The following is a 22,255-nucleotide window of genomic DNA, read 5'->3' as shown; positions in this document are numbered from 1 at the left end:
CCGGACAATCCTGTCAGCAGGTTAGGTGAGCATAACCTCAGCCACTGTGACTTGGGTCCGTGGTTCCAGAAGGGGTCTATCAGGTAAGGCAATGCTTACCTTACTATTCGAGCGGTCGCGGCTCCGCTGAGCCGTTCCACACCGCACCTGGGAGGCACGGGCAGCTGTGTCGGGCAACACGCGTTCTTCTGCGCAGGCGACGGCGACGGACTACTGGCGGCGGCGGTTCGCCGCACCGGTACCGCAGCCCGCACTGCCACTGGACTTTCCGCACCCGCCCCGCCAGGAGGGGGCGGCGCCGCGCGCCCGGCGCGCCGCCGCCTTTGCGGCGACCGCCGACCGGGTGACCGGACTCGCCGCCCTCGTGGCCCTGCTGCACCGCTACGGCGGTACCGCCGCGACCGGTACGGCGGTGGCGCACGAAGGGCTGCCGCTGCGCGTCGCGGTCGACGGCGACACCCCGTTCGCGGAACTGTGCGAACGGGTCGGGGCGGCGCGCGCCGAAGCCGCGGACCACCGCCTGCCCACCGCCGAACTGCTGGACCTCCTCGCCCCCGAACCCTTCCGCGGCGGCGGGCTGTTGTGCGCCACGGGCTTCGGCGACGCGCCCTGGGACAAGGGCGGCCCGCTGGACCTGGCGCTGACCGTGGCCGACGGGGAGGTGTCGGCGGACTACCGGGCCGACCTCTTCGAACCCGCCACCGTCGACCGGATCCTGGGCCACTACCGCACGCTCCTCGCCGACGCCCTCGCCCGCCCGGCCACCCCGATCGCCGACCTGGAACTCCTCGAGGACGGGGAACGGCACCGGATCCTGCACGACTGGAACGACACCGCGCACGACGTACCCGCGCTCACCTGGCCGCGGATGTTCGCCGACCAGGTCGCCGCCCGCCCCGACGAGGTGGCCCTCGTCCACGAGGACGTCCGCCTCACCTACGCCGAACTCGACGCGCGCGCGGCCCGGCTGGCGCACGCCCTGGTGGCCCGGGGCGCCGGTCCCGAGACCGTGGTCGCCCTCGCCGTACCGCGCTCGGCCGACATGATCGTCGCGGAGGTCGCCGTCCTGAAGGCGGGCGCGGCCTATCTGCCGGTCGACACCGACTACCCGGCCGACCGCATCGCCTACATGCTCGCCGACGCCCGGCCGGTCTGCCTCGTCACCACCGCCGAGATCGTGCCCGACCTCCCCCCGGACATCGATGCGCTGGTCCTCGACGCCCCGGACACGATCGCCGAGCTGGCCGGCCGCCCCGCACAAGGCCCTTCGGCCGCCGACGGGTTGACGGCCGCGCACGCGGCCTACGTGATCTACACCTCCGGCTCCACCGGCCGCCCCAAGGGCACGGTGCTCTCGCACGCCGGGGTGGCGGGGCTGGTCGCCACGCAGCGGGAACGCTTCGGGATCGGCCCGCACAGCCGGGTCCTCCAGTTCGCCTCGCCCAGCTTCGACGTGGCGTTCTGGGACCTGTGCCTCGGACTGCTGTCCGGCGGACGGCTGGTCGTCGTGCCCGCCGACCGCAGGGTTCCCGGCGCGCCGCTCGCCGACTACGCCGACGAGCACGGCATCACCTTCATGATCCTGCCGCCCGCCCTGCTCGCCGCCATGCCGGACGACGTGCAACTACCGCCGCGGGCAACGCTGCTGGCCGGTACGGAGCGGGTGTCCCCCGAGCTGGTCGGCCGGTACGCGCGCGGCCGGATGATGTTCAACGCCTACGGCCCGACCGAGGCCACCACCAACTCCACGCTGGGCCTGTGCGATCCGGACACCCCGCCCGGCACCATCGTGCCGATCGGCGTGCCCGACCCCGGCACCCGCGCCTACGTCCTCGACGACCGGCTGCGGCCGGTCCCCGCCGGTGTCACGGGAGAGCTCTATCTCGGCGGCGCCGGCCTCGCCCGCGGCTACCTGGGCCGCCCCGGCCTGACCGCCGAACGCTTCGTCGCCGCCCCCGACGCCCTCGCCGCCGCCCCCGGCGACCGGCTCTACCGCACCGGCGACCTGGTGCGCTGGAAGGCGGACGGACGACTGGAGTTCCACGGCCGCGTGGACAGCCAGGTCAAGATCCGCGGCTTCCGCATCGAGCCCGGCGAGATCGAGTCCGTCCTGCGCTCCCACCCGGCCGTCGACCAGGCCGCGGTCGTCGTCCGCGAGGACCGCCCCGGCGAACGGCGCCTCGCCGCCTACGTCGTGCCCTCGCTGGACGCCGGCCCGGAGGCGGACGCGCAGGCCGGTGTCGCCGACTGGAAGGACCTGCACGAACTGCTGTACTCCGCGGCGGGTTCGGAGGGCTTCGAGGAGAACTTCGCCGGCTGGAACAGCATGTACGACGGGCTGCCCATCCCCCTCGCCGACATGCGCGAGTGGCGGGAGGCGACCCTCGACCGGATCCGCGCCCTGCGGCCCCGGCGCGTCCTGGAGATCGGCGTCGGCTCCGGCCTGCTGCTGTCCCGGCTCGCCCCGGACTGCGAGGCGTACTGGGGCACCGACCTGTCCGAGGAGGCCGTACGGGCCCTGGACACCCAGGTGTCCGCCGTCCCCGGCCTCGCCGACCGGGTCACCCTGCTCGCCCGGCCCGCGCACGACCTCACCGGGCTGCCCGAGGGGCACTTCGACACGATCGTCGTCAACTCCGTCGTCCAGTACTTCCCCGGCGGCGATTACCTCACCGGCGTGCTGCGCGCCGCCGCCGCGCTGCTCGCGCCCGGCGGCGCCCTCTTCGTCGGCGACGTACGCAACCTGCGGCTGCTGCGCACCCTGAGCGCGGCCGTCGAGGGCGGGCGGGTGCGGGGGCAGGGGGACGAGGCGGAGGCGGACAAGGAGGCCCTGCGCGCCGCCGTGGACCGGGCGCTCGCCTGGGAGGGCGAACTCCTCGTCGACCCCGACTACTTCACCACCCTCGACGGTCTCACCGCCGACATCCGGGTCAAGCGCGGCACGCACCACAACGAACTCACCCGGTACCGCTACGACGTGGTCCTGCGGCCGCGGGCCGACGGGGGCGCGGAGGTGCCCGAGTCGCCCTGGCCCGCGCTCGGTTCGGTCCACGCCCTCGACACCCTGCTCGCCGGGCACCCGGACCGGCTGCGGGTCACCGGCATCCCCAACGCCCGGCTCGCCGACGACCTGGCCGCGCTCGACGCCCTCCGGGACAGCAGCAGACCGGCCGGCGCGACGCACGGAGTGGACCCCGAGTCCCTCCACGAGAGCGCCGCCCGGCACGGCTACGAGGCGACACTCACCTGGAACGGGGACGCCGAGGACGGCAGCCTGGACGCCGTGTTCGCGCCCGCCGGGGACGACCTCGTCGCTCCGTACCGCCCCGGCGGCGGTCACCCGCTCACCAACCGTCCGGCACCCTTCCGCAACGTCACCGCGCTGATGGCGGCCCTGCGCCGGCATGCCGCCGCGTACCTGCCCGACTACATGGTCCCGGCCGCCTTCGTCCCGCTGGACCGGCTGCCCGTCACCCCCAGCGGCAAGCTCGACGCCGCCGCCCTGCCGGTGCCGGACCTGACCCGGGCCGGCGCCGGACGGGCCCCCGGCACGGACCGCGAGCGGCTGCTGTGCGATCTGTACGCGCGGGCCCTGAGGGTGCCCTCGGTGGGCGTCGACGACGACTTCTTCGCGCTCGGCGGCGACAGCATCGTCGCCGTCCAACTGCTCGTCCTGGCCCGCCGGGCCGGCCTGGAGCTGACCCCGCGCGACGTCTTCCGCCACCGCACGGTCGCGGAGCTGGCCGGCGCCGCCCGCACCGCCGCGGCCGGTCCCGCGGACGACACCTCCTGGCAGCTGAGCGACAACGAACTCGCCTCCCTGCAGGGGGAGTTGGACGTCACCGTCGAGGAGACACTGCCCCTCGGCCCGCTCCAGGAGGGCTTCTTCTTCCACGCCCTGATGGACGGCGCCGAACACGACACGTATGTCGTGCAACAGGTCGTCGAACTGTCCGGACCGGTCGACGGCGCCCTGCTGCGCCGGGCGGCACAGCGGCTCCTCGACCGGCACGCCCCGCTGCGCGCCTGCTTCCGGCAGACGCCCGACGGCCGCCCCGTCCAGATCGTCGCCACCGGTCTCGAACTGCCCTGGCGCGAGGTCGACCTGGCCGCGCAGGACGATCTCGCGGTCCGGCGAGCACTCGCCGAGGCCGTCGCCGCCGACGAACGCGCCCACCGCTTCGACCTCGCCCGGCCGCCCCTGGTCCGCTGCGCCCTGATCCGCTTCGGGGACGAGCGCAGCCGACTGGTCCTGACGTTCCATCACATCGTCGCGGACGGCTGGTCCCTGCCGATCCTGCACCGCGAACTGCTCGCCCTGTACGGCGAAGACCCGGCCCCCCTGCCCGAGGTCGCCCCGTACCGCGGCTACCTCCGCAGGATCGCCGGCGCCGACCGCGAGGCCGCCCGGGCCGCCTGGCGCACGGCGCTCGCCGGCGTCGAGGAGCCCACCCGGCTGGTCGAGGTCCCGGCGCCCGCCGGACCCGTCGAGCCCGCGCAGATCCGCGTGGAGCTGTCCGAGCGGCTCACCGCCCGGCTCGCCGCCCGCGCCCGGGAGCGCGGGGTGACCCTCGGCACGCTCGTACAGGGCGCGTGGGGACTGCTCGTCGGTCGCATGACGGGCCGTCAGGACGTGTTGTTCGGCACCACCGTGGCCGGCCGTGACGCCGCCGTCGACGGCATCGAGTCGATGATCGGTCTGTTCATCAACACGCTGCCCACCCGGCTGCGCTGGACGCAGGGCGACACCCTCGGCGGGCTGCTGGAGCGGCTCCAGGAGGAGCAGAGCGCACTGCTCGACCACCAGCACCTCGGCCTCGCGGACATCCAGCGGGCCGCCGGGCACGCCGGGGGCGGCGAACTCTTCGACACGCTCGTGGTGTTCGAGAACTATCCCGGCGGCGACGGCGCCCCGGGCATCACCGACCCCACCGGCACGATCACCGTCGCCGGGCACGCCTTCCACGACGCCGTGCACTACCCCCTGGCCCTCGTCGTCAAGCCCGGCCGCCGTCTCGACCTGCGGCTGAAGCACCACGCGCGGCGCCTGGACGCCGACGCCGCGCAGTCCCTCGCCGACCGGCTCACCCTGGTCCTCGGAGCCCTGGCCGACGACCCCGGCGCCCGGGTCGCCGACCTCGGACTGCTCACCCCGCGCGAGCTGGCCGGCGCCCACCCGGCGGGGGAGTCCCGGCCGGTCCCGGCCACCACGCTGGCCGCCGCGTTCGCCGCGCAGGCCGCGCGCACCCCGGACGCCACCGCCGTCGTCCTGGACGGCGCGACCCCCCTCACCTACGCCGAACTGGACGCGCGGGCGGAGGAGTTGGCCGTCCGCCTGCGGGCCCGGGGCGCGGGCCGCGAGCGGTTCGTCGCGGTCGCCGTACCGCGCTCGGCCGAGCTGATGGTGGCGCTGCTCGCCGTCCTGAAGTCGGGGGCCGGCTATCTGCCCCTGGACCTGGACTACCCGGCCGAGCGGCTCGCGTACATGCTGACCGACTCGGGGGCGACCACGGTCGTCACCACGGCACGGGACGCGGGACGGCTGCCGTCGGTCGAGGGCCTCGACGTGATCGACGTGATCGACGACGGCGACGACGTGGCCGGCGTGACCGGCGTGGCCGACCGGGCGGGGGCGCCGGACTACCTCCCACCGGCCGCCCCCGGGGACCCGGCCCGCCCCGACGACCCCGCCTACCTCATCTACACCTCCGGCTCCACCGGCCGTCCCAAGGGCGTCGTCGTCACCCACCGCGCCATCGTCAACCGGCTGGCCTGGATGCAGGGCGAGTACGGCCTCGCCCCCGGCGACCGGGTGCTCCAGAAGACGCCGTCCAGCTTCGACGTGAGCGTCTGGGAGTTCTTCTGGGCGCTGTGCGAGGGCGCCGCCGTCGTCCTCGCCGCGCCGGACGGACACCGCGACCCCGCCTATCTGGCCCGCCTGATCCGGGCCGAGGGCGTGACGACGATGCACTTCGTGCCGTCCATGCTGGAGGCGTTCCTCGCCTCCGACGAGGTCACCGCCGACCCCGGGTGGGCGGGCGGTCTGCGCCGGGTGTTCAGCAGCGGCGAGGCCCTGTCCGGAGCCGCGGCCCGCCGCTGGCACGACCTGACCGGGGTACCGCTGCACAACCTGTACGGCCCCACCGAGGCCGCCGTCGACGTGGCGTACCACGCCTACGACGGCGCGTCCGACATCACCGTGCCCATCGGCAGGCCCGTGTGGAACACCGGCCTGCGCGTCCTCGACCCCTGCCTGCGCCCGGTCCCCGCCGGGGTGCCCGGCGAGCTGTACCTGACCGGCGTCCAGCTGGCCCGCGGCTACCACCGTCGCCCCGCCCTCACCGCCGACCGGTTCGTCGCCGACCCGTACGCCGGCGAACCCGGCGCCCGCATGTACCGCACCGGTGACCTGGTGCGCCGCCGGCCCGACGGCACCCTCGACTACCTCGGCCGCACCGACCGGCAGGTCAAGCTGCGCGGCAACCGGGTCGAACTCGGCGAGATCGAGGCTGCGCTGACCCGCCACCCGGCCGTCGCCCGGGGCGCGGTCGTCGTCCGTGACCAGCGCCTCGTCGCCTACGCGGTCCCGGCGGCCGGAACCGCCGTCGACCCCGCCGAGCTGCGCGCCGCCCTCGCGGACGCGCTGCCCGCGCCCCTGGTCCCGGAGGCGTACGTCGTCCTCGGCGACCTCCCGCTCACCCCCAGCGGCAAGCTCGACCAGGCCGCGCTGCCCGCCCCCGAGGCCGAGCGCGCCACCCGCCGCGAACCTGCAGGACCGCTGGAACGGCAGCTCACCGAGATCTTCGCGGCCGTCCTCGGCATCGAGGACGCCGGACCCGACGACGACTTCTTCCGGCTCGGCGGCGACAGCATCAGCTCCATCGGTGTCGCCGGCCGGGCCCGGGCGGCCGGCCTGGACCTGAGCCCCCGCGACGTGTTCACCCACCGCACCCCCGCGGCCCTGGCGACGGCGGCCGAAGCGGTGACGGCGGCCCCGAGCGCCGGCCGCGCCACCGCCGCCCCCTTCACCCTCACCGACGCCGAACACGCCCGTGTCCGTGCCCTGGCCGCCCCGGCCGCCGTCGCCGACGTATGGCCGCTGGCCCCCCTCCAGGAGGGCCTGTTCTTCCACTCGGCGTACGACGAGGGCGCCCTGGACGTCTACACCGTCCACGAGACGTTCGACTTCGCGACCCGGCTCGACACCGGACGGCTGCGCGCCGCCGTCCGCACCCTCCTCGCCCGCAACCCCGGCCTGCGCGCCGGCTTCACCAGCGAGGGCCTCGACCGGCCGGTGCAGTTCATCGCAGACGACCCGGAGGTCCCGCTCGAGGAGGTCGACCTCTCCCACCTCCCCGCCGCCGAACAGGACGTGCGGCTGCGGGAGTTGACGGACGCGGAGCGCGACCGGCGGTTCGACCTCTCGGCGCCCCCGCTGTTCCGGCTGCTCCTGCTGCGCCTGGGCGCGCAGCGCGGCGACCGGCTCGTCATCGGCCGTCACCTGATCCTCTGGGACGGCTGGTCGGCCTGGCTGTTCCTCGACGAGCTGTTCGCGCTCTACGAGACGGGCGGCGACGCGAACGCCCTTCCCGCATGCGGCAGTTACCGGGACTACCTGACCTGGCTCGAGGAGCAGGACGACTCGGCCGCCACGGCCGCCTGGCGCGCCGCGCTGGCCGGTCTCGACGAGCCCACACTGCTGGCCCCGGCCGCGGCCGACGGCCTCGAACCGGTCATCCCCGACCAGCTCGACCTACGCCTGTCCGCCGAGCTCGGCGACCGGCTGCGGGAGACGGGCCGCGCCCACGGTCTGACCCTGAACACGCTCCTCAACGCGGCCTGGGGGCTTACCCTCGCCTCCGCCACCGGACGCCCCGACGTGGTGTTCGGCACCACCGTGGCCGGCCGGCCCAGTGAGGTCCCGGACGTCGGCGACATCATCGGGCTCTTCCTCAACACGGTGCCCACCCGGATCGTCCTCGACCCCGCCGAGCCGGTCCTCGCACTGCTCCGCCGCATCCAGGGCGAACGCCTCGACCTCATGCCGTACGAGCACCTCAGCCTCGGCGTGCTCCAGGCCGAGACCGGACACCGCAAGCTCTTCGACACCCTGTTCGTGCTGCGCAACAACGACACCGAGGAACGGCTGGCGGACCTGCGCACCCGGCACGGCGCCACGGCCGTCGCCAACGTCGACGCCACCCACTACCCGGCCAACCTCGTCATCACCCCGGGCCGCCGGATCGCCGTCACCCTCACCCACCGCCCCGACCTCGTCCCGGCCGACCGGGCGCGCACGCTCCTCGACCGGTTCGCGCTGCTCCTCGACCGCCTGGCCGCCGACCTCACGGTGCCCGTCGGCTCCCTCGACCCGCTGCTGCCCGCCGAACACGAGGCGCTGCGACGGGAGTCGGCGGCGAGCCGGGTGCCCGACCCCGAGGACACCATCGCCGACCTGCTGGCCGCGCAGGCCGGACGCACCCCGGACGAGCGGGCCCTCGTCTTCGGCGAGCGCACCCTGACGTACGCCGAGCTCGACGCGGCCGTGAACCGCATGGCCCGGCTGCTGATCGAGCGGGGCGCCGGCCCCGAGCGGGTCGTCGCCCTCGGCCTGCCGCGCTCCCTGGACATGGTGGTCGCGCTCTTCGCGGTCCTGCGCACCGGCGCCGCCTACCTGCCGCTGGAACTGGACCATCCGGCCGACCGGCTGTCCCTGATGCTGGCCGACGCCCGCCCGCTCCTGCTGCTCACCACCCGGGCCGTCTCCGCCACGCTGGACGGCGACATGGCCCGTGTCCTGCTCGACGACCCGGACACCGGGAACGAGCTGGCCCGGCTGTCCGACACCCCGGTCCGTCTCCGCTTCAGCCTCGAACACCCCGCCTACGTCATCTACACCTCCGGCTCCACCGGCCGTCCCAAGGGTGTCGTCACCCCCTACCGGGGCCTGACGAACATGCAGCTCAACCACCAGAAGGAGATCTTCGCCCCGGCCATCGCCTCGGCCGGCGGGCGGCGGCTGCGCATCGCGCACACCGTGTCCTTCGCCTTCGACATGTCGTGGGAGGAACTGCTCTGGCTGGTCGAGGGCCACGAAGTGCACGTCTGCGACGAGGAGTTGCGCCGTGACGCCGAGGCGCTGGTCGCCTACTGCGAGCGGCACCGCGTCGACGTCGTCAACGTCACCCCGACCTACGCCCGGCTGCTGATCGAGCAGGGCCTGCTGACGGGCCATGTGCCGCCGCTGGTGCTGCTGGGCGGCGAGGCCGTCCCGGAAACGGTGTGGACCGCCCTGCGCGACACCGAGGGGACCTACGGCTACAACCTGTACGGGCCGACCGAGTACACCATCAACACCCTCGGCGGCGGCACCCTCGACAGCGCGACGCCCACCGTCGGCCGCCCCATCCGGGGCACCCGCGCCCACATCCTCGACGCCTGGCTGCGCCCGGTGCCCGACGGCGTGCCCGGTGAGCTGTACATCGCCGGCATCGGCCTGGCCCGCGGCTACCTCGGCCGGCCCGCGCTGACCGCGGAGCGCTTCGTCGCCGACCCGTTCGGGGAGCCCGGCGAGCGCATGTACCGCACCGGCGACCTGGTGCGCCGGGGCCCCGACGGCAACCTCGACTTCCTCGGCCGCACCGACGACCAGGTCAAGATCCGCGGCTACCGCATCGAACCCGGCGAGATCGAGACCGTCCTCAGCCGTCACCCGCTGGTCGCCCAGGCCGCCGTGGTGGTCCGCGACGAACGCCTCGTCGGCTATGTGGTGCCCTCCGGCGCCGACTCCGAGGAGCGCTCCGCGGCCGAGGCCGCGCAGGTCGGGGAGTGGCAGGAGATCTACTCCGACGAGTACGAGGAGATCGGCACCGCCGTCTTCACCGAGCGGTACGACGGCTGGGACAGCTCCTACGACGGGCAGCCCATCCCCTTCGAGGAGATGCACGAGTGGCGCGAGGCCACCCTCGCCCGCATCGGCGCGCTGCGCCCCCGCCGCGTCCTGGAGATCGGCGTGGGCTCGGGCCTGCTGCTGTCCCGGCTCGCCCCGGACGTGGAGGCCTACTGGGCGACCGACTTCGCCGCCCCCGTCATCCGCAAGATCGGTGCGGAGGTACGGCGCGACCCGGCCCTCGCCGCCAAGGTCGAACTGCGCTGCCGGCCGGCCGAGGACCTGAGCGGTCTGCCCACCGGCTACTTCGACACGATCGTCATCAACTCCGTCATCCAGTACTTCCCGAGCATCGACCACCTCACCGCCGTACTGCGCGGCGCGATGGACCTGCTCGCCCCCGGCGGCGCCCTGTTCGTCGGAGACGTCCGCAACCTGCGGCTGGCCCGCACCTTCCACACCGAGATCCAGCGCGCCCGCGGCACCGCCGAGGCCGACCTGGAGGCGGCGGTGGAGCGCGGCCTGCGGCTGGAGAAGGAACTCCTCGTCGACCCCGAGTACTTCACCACCCTCGGCTACGGGGTCGACCTGCGCACCAAGCGCGGCCACCACCACAACGAGCTGAGCAGGCACCGCTACGACGTCGTCCTGTACGCCGGCGAGCCGGACGTACGGCTGGACGGCGTGCCGGTGGTCGACTGGGCCACGGCCGACACCGTCGGCGAACTCGTGCGCGGGGACTGGTCCGGCGCCGAGAGCATCGGCGCACTGCTGGGCGGCAACTGGTCCGCGACCGGGGGCACCGGCCGGCACCCGCGGGGCGAACGGCCCGCGGGCCTGCGTCTGACCGGCGTGCCCGACGGCCGTACCCGCGAAGGGGGCGTCGACCCGGAGCACCTGTGCGAACTCGGCGCGGCCGCCGGATACCGGGTGCTGACCACCTGGTCGGCGCGGACCGCAACGTTCGACGCGGTGTTCCTGGCGACCGCCGCCGCCGAACCGCGCCTCACCGGCGGCCTGTTCCGCGCCGGCGGCGGCACCCGCCCCCACGCCAACGACCCCACCGCCGCCCGCGAGGCGAGCGCCCTGGTGCGGCGGCTGCGCGAGGACCTGGGCCGCGAACTGCCCGACTACATGGTCCCGGCCGCCTTCGTCACCGTCGACGGTCTGCCCATGAACGCCAACGGCAAGCTCGACCTGCGCGCCCTGCCCGACGCCGAGCCCGCCGTCGCCCTCGGTGGCGGACGCGGCCCGCGCACCCCGCGGGAGGAGGTGCTGTGCCGGCTGTTCGCCGAGGTGCTGGGGCTGCCCGAGGTCGGCGCCGAGGACAACTTCTTCGACCTGGGCGGACACTCGCTGCTCGCCACCCGGCTGGTCAGCCGCGCCCGTACCGAACTGGGCGCCGAACTCGCCATCCGTGACCTCTTCGAGGCGCCCACCCCGGCGCTGCTCGCGGGCCGCGCCGACCAGGCGAGCCCGGCCCGGCTGCCGGCCGTCGCCCCCGTCACCGACCGGCCCGCCCGCATCGCGCTGTCGGCCGCTCAGCGCCGGCTCCTGCTGGTCGAGCAGATCACCGGAAGCGGCGTCGCCTACAACTTCCCGCTGGTCTTCCGGCTGCGCGGCGCCCTCGACACCGAGGCCCTGGGCACCGCCCTGCGGGACGTCGCCGGGCGCCACGAGGCGCTGCGGACGGTGTTCCCCGTGCACGAGGGCGAGCCGTACCAGCGGATCGTCCCGGCCGCCGAGGCGTTCCCCGACTGCACGGTGACCGACTGCGCCGAGGACGCGCTGCCCGTGCTGATCGAGGCGGCCCAACGCCGCCCCTTCGACCTGACCGCCGAACTCCCGCTGCGCTGCGAGGTGTTCCGGCTGGGCCCGGACGACCACGTGGTGGCCGTCGTCCTGCACCACATCACCACCGACGAGTGGTCCGACCGCCCCTTCCTCGCCGACCTCGACGCCGCCTACGCCGCCCGCCGCGAGGGACGGCCGCCCGCCTGGGCGCCCCTGCCGGTGCAGTACGCCGACTACACCCTCTGGCAGGACGACCTGCTCGCCCGGACCGGCGAGAACCAGCTCGCCCACTGGGCGGACGCCCTGCGCGGCCTGCCCGACGAGCTCGCCCTGCCCGCCGACCGGCCGCGTCCGGCCGAGCCGACCGGGCGCGGCGGCAAGGTCCGCCTGGAGCTGCCCACCGCCACCGGCCACGCCCTGCGTGACCTCTCCGCGGCCACCGGGACCAGCATGTTCATGCTGTTCCAGGCCGCCACCGCGGCGCTGCTGCACCGGCTCGGCGCGGGGGACGACATCCCGCTCGGCGCGCCCATCGCGGGCCGCACCGACGAGGCGCTCGGCGACCTGGTCGGCTTCTTCGTGAACACCCTGGTCCTGCGCACCGACCTGTCCGGCGAGGACCTCACGTTCCGGCGGCTGCTGGGCCGGGTGCGGGAGTCGTCCCTGAAGGCCTTCGAGTACCAGGACCTGCCCTTCGACCGGGTCGTGGAGACCCTCAACCCGCCCCGGGTGGCCGGCCGCAACCCCCTCTTCCAGGTCATGCTGGGCTACCACCACCGCCCCGACGGCGACCCGGACGTGCTCGGCCTGCGGACCGAATGGTTCGACATGGACACCGGATTGGCCAAATTCGACCTCCACTTCACCTTCGTCGACGAGACCGGCCGCGACCGTGTCGTGCTGCTCCTGGAGTACGCGGCCGACCTCTTCGACCACGGGACGGCCGAGCGGCTCGCCGGCCGTACGGCGCGGCTGCTGGAACACGCCGCGGCCGAACCGGACCGCCCGGTGCGCGACCTCCCGCTCCTGGCGGAGGCCGAACGGGTGCAGGTGCTTCAGGAGTGGAACGCCACCGCGCACCCCGTCCCCTCCGCCACGCTGCCCGGCCTCTTCTCCGCCCAGGCGGCGCGCACCCCGCAGGCCACGGCGCTCGTCTTCGAGGGCGAGCGGCTGACGTACGCGGAGCTGGACGCCCGGGTGGAGCGGACCGCACGGGTGCTGGCCGGGCTGGGCGCGGGCCCCGAGCGGACCGTGGCCGTCGCGCTCCCGCGCTCGCCCGAACTGGTCGTCGTCCTGCTCGCCGTCCACCGCGCCGGAGCCGCCTATCTCCCCCTCGACCCGGACTACCCGGAGGAACGCCTCGCGCTGATGGTCGAGGACGCCCGTCCGGTGTGCGTGATCCGCGACGGCCTGCCGACCGGCCCCGAGGAGGACCTGCCCGCGGCCCACGATCCGGCGCACCCCGCGTACGTGATCTACACCTCCGGCTCCACCGGCCGCCCCAAGGGAGTCGTCGTCCCGCACGAGGGCATCGTCAACCGGCTGCTGTGGATGCAGCACACCTACGGCCTGACGTCCGCCGACCGGGTCCTGCAGAAGACGCCCTCCAGCTTCGACGTGTCGGTGTGGGAGTTCTTCTGGCCCCTGATCACCGGCGCCGCCCTGGTGCTCGCCCGGCCCGAGGGCCATCGCGACCCGGCCTACCTGGCCCGGCTGATCCGCGAACAGGACGTCACCACCGTCCACTTCGTGCCCTCCATGCTCCAGCTGTTCCTGGAGGAGCCCACCGCCGCGCGGTGCGTCGGCCTGCGCCGGGTGATGTGCAGCGGCGAGGCCCTGCCCGTCGGCCTGGCCCACCGCTTCCACGAGGTCCTGACCGCCGAGCTGCACAACCTCTACGGGCCGACCGAGGCGTCGGTCGACGTGACGGCCGTCGAGATCGGGCCGGACGCGCCGAGCGTGCCGATCGGCCGCCCGGTGTGGAACACCCGGGTGTACGTCCTCGACGCCGGGCTGCGCCCGGTGCCCCCCGGCGTCCCCGGCGAGCTGTACCTCGCGGGTGTCCAGCTGGCCCGCGGCTACCTCGACCGGGCCGCGTTGACCGCCGAGCGGTTCGTCGCCGACCCGTACGGGGCGCCGGGAACCCGCATGTACCGCACGGGCGACCTGGCCCGGTGGACGGCCGACGGGACGGTCGAGTACCTGGGCCGTACCGACGACCAGGTGAAGGTGCGCGGCTTCCGCGTCGAACCCGGCGAGATCGAGGGAGCCCTGACCCGGCACCCGGCCGTCGCCCACGCCGTCGTCGCGGTCCGTGACCAGCGGCTGGTGGCCTATGTGGTGCCGGACCGGGACGCCGGACCGGTGGACGCGACGGCGTTGCGCGCCCACACGGCCGCCTCGCTCCCCGCGCACATGGTGCCCGCGGCCTTCGTCCCGCTCGGCGCGCTGCCCCTCACCCCCAACGGCAAGCTCGACCGACGGGCCCTGCCCGCACCCGACTTCACGTCCGCGGGCGCGCAGGGCGCCCCGCCGCGCGGCCCGCGCGAGGAGATCCTCGGCGGACTCTTCGCCGATGTCCTCGGCCTCGACCGGGTCGGCGCCGACGACGACTTCTTCACCCTCGGCGGACACTCCCTGCTGGCCATGCGACTGGTCAGCCGCGTCCGTACGGTCCTCGGAGCGGACCTCACCGTCCGTACCGTCTTCGAGGCACCCACCCCCGCGCTGCTCGCCGTGCGGCTCGACGACCGGGCCGGCGGCCTGCCCGCCCTGGTCCCCGCGGACCGGCCCGAGGAACTCCCGCTGTCCTTCGCCCAGCAGCGGCTCTGGCTGCTGCACCGCATCGAGGGGCCGGGCGCCACGTACCACATCCCGGCGGCCTGGCGGCTGACCGGCGCCCTCGACCCGGACGCGCTGGCCGCCGCGCTGAACGACATCGCGGAACGCCACGAGAGCCTGCGCACGGTCTTCCCCGAGGACGACGGCCGGGCCCGCCAGGTCGTGCTCGACCCGTCCCGTGTCACGGTCCCCGTCCAGCACGGCCGGGTCACCGAGAGCGAACTGCCCGGCCGGCTCGCCGAGGCCGCCGCGCGGGGCTTCGCGCTCGACCGCGACCTTCCGCTGCGCGCCCACGTGTTCGCCCTGAACCCGGACGAACACGTCCTGCTGCTGGTGCTGCACCACATCGCCGGCGACCAGTGGTCCGACGGCCCCCTCTGGCGCGACCTGGCCCTCGCCTACGAGGCCCGTCGTGCGGGACACCGGCCCGCGTGGGCGCCGCTGCCCGTGCAGTACGCCGACTACGCCCTCTGGCACCGCGAGGCACTCGGCGACGCCGACGCGCCGGACAGCCGCCAGTCCCGCCAGCTCACGTACTGGCAGGGCGCGCTCGCGGGCCTGCCGGAGGAACTCGCGCTGCCCGCCGACCGGCCCCGGCCGCCGGAGAGCAGCCACCGCGGTGGCGCCGTCGGGCTGACCGTCGACGCCGGACGGACCCGGGACCTGCGCACGCTGGCCCGCCGTCATGGCGTCAGCATGTTCATGGTCGCCCAGGCGGCCGTCGCCGCGCTGCTGCACCGGCTCGGCGCCGGAACGGACATCCCGCTGGGCGCACCGGTCTCGGGGCGCTCCGACGAACACCTCGAAGACCTGGTCGGCTTCTTCGTGAACACCCTGGTCCTGCGCACCGACCTGTCCGGCGACCCCACCTTCGCCGAGTTGCTCGCCCGCGTCCGGGAGACCGACCTCGCCGCCTACGAGCACCAGGACCTGCCCTTCGAACGCCTGGTGGAGGCCGTCAACCCGGCCCGCTCACTGGCCCGGCACCCGCTGTTCCAGGTGATGGTCGTGCACCTCGAGAACGCCGGCGCCACACCCGCCCTGCCCGGTCTGACCGCGCACCGCGAACCGCTCGGCCAGCAGGGCGCCAAGTTCGACCTCAGCTTCGACTTCGTCGAGCAGGGCGAGGACGGGCTGCGGTGCTGGATCGAGTACAGCGCCGACCTCTTCGACGAGTCGACCGCCGAACTCCTCGCCGAGCGGCTGGACGCACTGCTGGCGCAGGTCGCCGCCGACCCCGGCCGCTGCGTCGGCAGCCTCGACGTGTTGCGCGACGACGAACGCGCCCTCGTCCTCACCGAGTGGAACGACACCGCGCGGCCCGTCCCGGGCCTCACCCTGCCGGAGCTGTTCCGCGCGCAGGCGGCCCGCACCCCCGAGGCCACCGCGGTCGTCTTCGAGGACACCGCCCTCACCTACGCCGAACTCGACCTGCGGGTCGAGCGTCTCGCCCACACCCTCGCCGCGCACGGGGCGCGGGCCGAGGCCACCGTGGCCGTCGCCCTGCCGCGCTCCCTCGCCCTCGTGGTGGCGCTGCTCGCGGTCCACCGCGCGGGCGCCGCCTACCTGCCCCTCGACACCGGCTACCCGGCCGAGCGGCTCGCGTACATGCTCACCGACGCCCGCCCGGTCTGCCTGGTCACCGCCGACGGGGTCGGCCTCCCGGACGCCGGCGTGCCCACCCTCACGGTGGACGCCGACGGCGTCCCCGACCGCCCGGCGCACGCACCCCTGCCCACCGCCCACGACCCCCGCCACCCCGCCTACGTCATCTACACCTCCGGCTCCACCGGCCGCCCCAAGGGCGTCACCGTGCCCCACGAGGGCATCGCCAACCGGCTCCTGTGGATGCAGGACACCTACCGTCTCGACTCCGGCGACCGGGTCCTCCAGAAGACCCCGGCCGGGTTCGACGTGTCGGTGTGGGAGTTCTTCTGGCCGCTCGTCACCGGCGCCACCCTGGTCGTGGCCCGCCCGCAGGGCCACCAGGACCCGGCCTACCTCGCCGACCTGATACGGCGCCGGCACATCACCACGGCCCACTTCGTGCCGTCGATGCTGCGTGCCTTCCTCGACGAACCGACCGCGGCCGGGTGCACCGCACTGCGCCGGGTGATGTGCAGCGGCGAGGCACTGCCCGCTCCGCTGGCCGCCCGCTTCCACCGGACCCTGCCGGGCAGCCGCCTGCACAACCTGTACGGCCCGACGGAGGCGTCCGTCGACGTCACCGCCCACGAGGTGCCCGCCGACCCGGCCGCCGTACCGATCGGCCGCCCGGTGTGGAACACCCGCACCTACGTCCTGGACGCCGCACTCCGCCCGGTCCCGCCCGGCGTGGCCGGCGAACTGTACCTGGCGGGCGTCCAGTTGGCCCGCGGCTACCTGGGCCGCCCCGGCCTGACCGCCGAGCGGTTCGTCGCCGACCCCCACGCCGACGGCCCCGGCGCGCGTATGTACCGCACCGGGGACCTGGCCCGCTGGACCCGGGACGGCACGCTGGAGTACCTCGGCCGCGCCGACGACCAGATCAAGCTGCGCGGCTTCCGGATCGAGCTCGGCGAGATCGAGACCGTCCTCGCGGCGCACCCGTCCGTCGACCACGCCACCGTCGTCCTGCGCGACGCCCACCTGATCGCGTACGTCGTCCCGGCCGGGGACGGCGCGCCGGTGAACGCGACGGCGCTGCGGGCGCACGCCGCCGCCGTGCTGCCCGACCACATGGTCCCGGCCGCCGTCGTCACCCTCGACGCCCTCCCGCTCACCCCCAACGGCAAGCTGGACCGCCGGGCGCTGCCCGCTCCCGACTTCGCCGCCGAGGTGACCGGCACCCGGCCGCGCACGGCGCTGGAGGAGACCCTCGGCGCGCTCGTCGCGGACGTCCTCGGCCTCGAACGGGTCGGTGTCGAGGACGACTTCTTCTCCCTCGGCGGCGACAGCATCGTCGCCATGCAACTGGTCGCCCGGGCCCGCGCCGCCGGGCTCGCGTTCAGCCCGCGTGACGTGTTCCGGCACAAGTCCGTCGCGGGCCTGGCCACCGTGGCCGCCACCACCGGCCCCGCCCCCGCCGACGGGGACCTCGTCGACACCGCCCCCCTGCTCGACCTCACCGACGACGAGCGCGCCGAACTCGCCGCCCTGCCCGCCGGAACCGAGGTCCTGCCCGTCTCCCCGCTCCAGGCCGGCCTGCTCTTCCACGCCGCCCTCGACTCCGGCGAGGAGGGCCCCGACGTGTACACCGTCCAGGTCTCCTACGACCTGGAAGGACCACTGGACGCCGACCGGCTGCGCGCCGCCGGACAGGCGGTGCTCGACGCGCACGAGAACCTGCGCAGCGGCTTCCGGCACCTGTCCTCCGGGCGGCCCGTCGCCGTCGTACCGCGCACCGCCGTACTGCCCTGGCGGCAGCTCGACCTCACCGGCCCGGATGCCGGCCCGGACACCGACCGGACCGACGACCCGGACGCGTGGACCCGGCTGCTCGGCCAGGAGCGGCGCCGCTTCGACCCCGAACGCCCGCCGCTGCTCAGGCTGCTGCTGGCCCGGCTCGGCCCGGACCGGCACCGGCTCGTGCTCTCGCACCAGCACCTCCTGCTGGACGGCTGGTCGCTGCCCCTGCTCACCGCCGAGCTGTGGGCGCGCTACGAGGGCCGCACCCCCGCCGCGCCGGCCCCGTACCGCGAGCATCTGCGGCTGCTGGCCGCCCAGGACCCGGCCGCCTCGGCCGCCGCGTGGGCCGGGGCCCTCGGCTCTCTCGCCGAACCCACCCGGCTCGCGCCCGTCGACGCCGACCGTGCCGCCGCAGTGCCGCACACCCACACCGTCGCCCTGGACGCCGTCCGCACGGCGGAGCTGGAGGCGTTCGCCCGGCGCCGGGGTGTCACCCTCAACACCCTCGTCCAGGCCGCCTGGGGTGTCCTCCTCGGCCGGCTCACCGGGCGGGAGGACGTGGTGTTCGGCGCGACCGTCGCCGGCCGCTCGCCGGAGCTGGCCGGGGCCGAGTCGATGATCGGCCTGTTCATCAACACCGTGCCCGTCCGGGTGCGGGTCCGTCCGCAGGAGAGCACGGCCGGCCTGCTGGCCCGGCTCCAGGACGAGCAGTCCCGGCTCATCGCCCATCAGCACCTCGGCCTCGCCGACATCCAGCGGGCCGCCGGACTCGGCGAACTCTTCGACACCCTGGTGGTGTTCGAGTCGTATCCGGTGACGGAGGCGGCCGGGGGAGGCGCCGGACCGCGTGTCACGGTCCGCGACCACGAGGACTCCACCCACTATCCGTTCGCGTGGGCCGTCGAGCCCGCGGAACGGCTGCGGCTGACCGCCGAGTTCCGCCCCGAGCTGTTCACACCGGCCACCGTGCGGCGGATCGCCTCCGCCCTGACCGCCCTGCTCACCGGCATGGCGGCCGACCCCGACCGCCCGGTCGGACGGCTCGACCTGCTGGATCCCGACGACCGGCACACCGTCCTTCGGACCTGGAACACCGCGCTGCCCGTACCGGCGGACGAGCGGCCGGGCACCGTGCCCGCGCTGTTCGCCGCCCAGGCCGCCGCCGCACCGGACGAGGTCGCCGTCACCGATGGCGCGGTGACCTGGACGTTCGCCGAACTCGACGCCCGCACCGACCGGTTGGCGCGAATCCTCGCCGGACACGGTGCCGGCCCCGAGCGGATCGTGGCCCTCGCCCTGCCCCGCACCGCCGACCACATCGCCGCGATCCTCGCCGTGATGAAGGCGGGCGCCGCCTATCTGCCCCTCGACCCCGACCTGCCCGGGGCGCGGCTCACCGGCATGCTCGACGACGCCCGCCCGGTCCTGCTCCTGGCCACCGAGGAGACCGCCCGCGCGCTGCCCGCCACCGAGATCCCGGTCCTGCTCCTCGACGCCCCGGCCGGCGCCCCGGCCGACAGCCTGCCGGAGGAGGATCCCACCCCTCCCGCTCCCGACCACCCCGCCTACGTCATCTACACCTCCGGCTCGACGGGCCGTCCCAAGGGTGTCGTCGTCACCCAGCGCGGTATCGCCAACCTCTTCCACAGCCACCGCCACGACCTGCACGAAGTGGCCCGGCGCCGCACCGGACGCCGGCACCTGCGCGTCGGGCACGCCTGGTCCTTCTCCTTCGACGCCTCCTGGCAGCCGCAGCTGTGGCTGCTGGACGGACACGCGCTGCACATCGCGGACGACGAGACCCGCCGCGACCCCGAACTCCTCACCGCCTTCGTCCGGGACCGGGGCATCGACTTCATCGAGGTCACCCCGTCGCTGCTGGCCCAGATGGCGGACAGCGGGCTGATCACCCCCGAGGGCGACTGCCCGCTCTCCGTGGTCGGCTTCGGCGGCGAGGCCGTACCCCCGGCGCTGTGGGCCCGGCTGGCCGCGCTGCCGGACACCGAGGCGGTCAACCTGTACGGCCCCACCGAGGCGACCGTCGACGCCCTGGTCGGCCGGGTCCGCGACAGCGCGAGCCCGGTCGTCGGACGTCCCGTCCACCACTCGCGCGCCTATGTGCTGGACACCGCGCTGCGCCCGGTCCCGCCCGGCGTCACCGGCGAGCTGTACCTGTCGGGACCGGGCCTGGCCCGCGGCTACCTCGGCCGGCCGGACCTGACCGCCGAGCGCTTCGTGGCCGACCCGTTCGGTCCCCCCGGGGAGCGCATGTACCGCACCGGTGACCTGGCCCGCTGGACCGAGGACGGCCTGCTGGAGTTCGCCGGCCGCACCGACGACCAGGTCAAGATCCGCGGCTACCGGGTCGAACTCGCCGAGATCGAGGCAGCGTTGGACACCCACCCGGCAGTCGCGCAGACGGTCGTCGTGGCCCGCGAACACCGGCCGGGCGTACGGCAGCTCATCGCGTACGCCGTCGTCCCTGACGGCAGCGAGGCCCCGGCCGCCCTGCGCGCCCACGCCGCCGCCGCGCTGCCCGACTACATGGTCCCGGCCGCCGTGGTCGTCCTGGACCGGCTGCCGCTGCTCTCCAACGGCAAGCTCGACCGGGCCGCCCTGCCCGCCCCGGACTTCACCGCCGCGGGCGGCGGCCGGGCCCCTGCGAGCGACGCCGAGCGCACCCTGCGCGACCTGTTCGCGGACGCCCTCGGGCTGCCCGCCGAGGCGGTCGGCACGGACGACGACTTCTTCACCTTCGGCGGCGACAGCATCGTCGCCATGCAACTCGTCGCCCGGGCCCGGGCCGGCGGCCTGCGGGTCACCCCGCGTCAGGTCTTCCAGCACCGCACCGTCGCCGCGCTCGCCGCCGTGGCCGTGCCGCTCGGCGCCGACGAACGGCACGCCGCCCACGACGACGGCGCCGGCACCGTCCCGCTCACCCCGATCATGCGCGCCCTGCTCGAACGCGGCGGCCCCATCGCCGCCTACCACCAGGCGGCCCTGGTCCGCACCCCGGTCGACCTGACCGGGCCCGGACTGCTGGCCGTGCTCACGGCGCTCGCCGCCCGGCACGACATGCTCCGTGCCCGGCTCGTCCGCGACCCGGAGTGGGCCCTGCGGGTTCCCCCGGCGCAGGAGACCGACGTCAGCACCTGGCTCACCCGGGCCGACGTGCGCGGCGCGGACGAGGCCGCACTGCGCGCCGCCATCTCCGCCCACGCCGCGACGGCACGGGCCGGGCTGGACCCGGAGGGCGGGGCGATGGTGCGGGCGGTCTGGTTCGACGCCGGGCCCGGGCACCCCGGACGACTGCTGATCCTCGTCCACCACCTGGTGATCGACGGCGTCTCCTGGCGTGTCCTGCTGCCCGACCTCGCCACCGCCTGGGCCGCCGTCCGCACCGGCCGCCCCGCCGGACTGGCGCCCGTGGAACTGTCGTTCGCCCGCTGGTCACGGCTGCTCGGGACCCGCGCGGGCGATCCGGCGGCCGAGGACGAGCTGCCCTGGTGGACCTCCGCCCTCGCCGAGGGCGCCGACCTTCCCCTGGCCCGCCCGCTGGACCCCGCCCGGGACACGGTCGCCACCACCCGCTACCTCTCCCTGACCCTGCCCGCCGACCTGACCGGCCCCCTGCTGAGCCGGGTCCCGGCCGCCTTCGGCGCCACCGTCAACGACGTCCTGCTCACCGCGTTCGCCCTCGCGGTCGCCGACTGGCGGGGCCGGACCCCGGGTGCGCGGGGACCGGGCGGACCCGTCCTGGTCGACCTGGAGGGCCACGGCCGCGAGGAGGAACTCGCGGGCGGCGCCGACCTGTCCCGTACGGTCGGCTGGTTCACCAGCGTCGTGCCCGTACGACTCGACCCGGGCGAGGCCGACCCGGTGGACGCCTTCACGGGCGGCCCCGCGCTGGACGAGGCACTGGCCCGGATCCGCGCCCACCTCGCGGCGCTGCCCACCTCCGGGATCGGACACGGCCTGCTGCGCCGGCTCAACCCCCGGACCGGCCCCGGGCTCGCCCGCCTCGGCGAGCCGCAGATCGAGTTCAACTACATGGGCCGCTTCGAGTACCCGGAGGCCGTCGACTGGTCCTACGCCCCCGAGGACGACGCCGCCGACCTCGACGCGGATCCCGGCATGCCGATGTCCCACGCCCTCACCCTCAACGCCCTCACCGAGGACCGTCCCGAGGGGCCGGAACTGAGCGCCCACTGGGCGTACGCGGCCGGACTCCTCACCGAGGAGGCGGTACGGGACCTGGCCGAGACCTGGTTCCGCGCGCTGGAGGCGGTCGTACGCCGGGCCACCGCCTTGAACCAGCCCTGACCGAAACGCACTTGACCCGAC

General features: G+C 75.1%; 1 protein-coding gene. It reads left to right on the top strand.

What is annotated here, in order from left to right; all coding sequences use genetic code 11:
- The first annotated feature begins 166 nt into the window (after positions 1 to 166).
- Positions 167 to 22,234 (top strand): non-ribosomal peptide synthase/polyketide synthase, encoded by a 22,068-nt coding sequence (locus OG933_RS10525; RefSeq protein WP_405626654.1) that lies wholly within the window; start codon positions 167 to 169, stop codon positions 22,232 to 22,234.
- Positions 22,235 to 22,255 lie beyond the last annotated feature (21 nt).

This window comes from Streptomyces sp. NBC_00016 (genome assembly GCF_045040885.1).
Taxonomy (GTDB): Bacteria; Actinomycetota; Actinomycetes; order Streptomycetales; family Streptomycetaceae; genus Streptomyces; species Streptomyces coriariae.
Note: the sequence above shows the minus strand (reverse complement) of the source record. Positions and strands in the feature narration are given on the sequence as shown.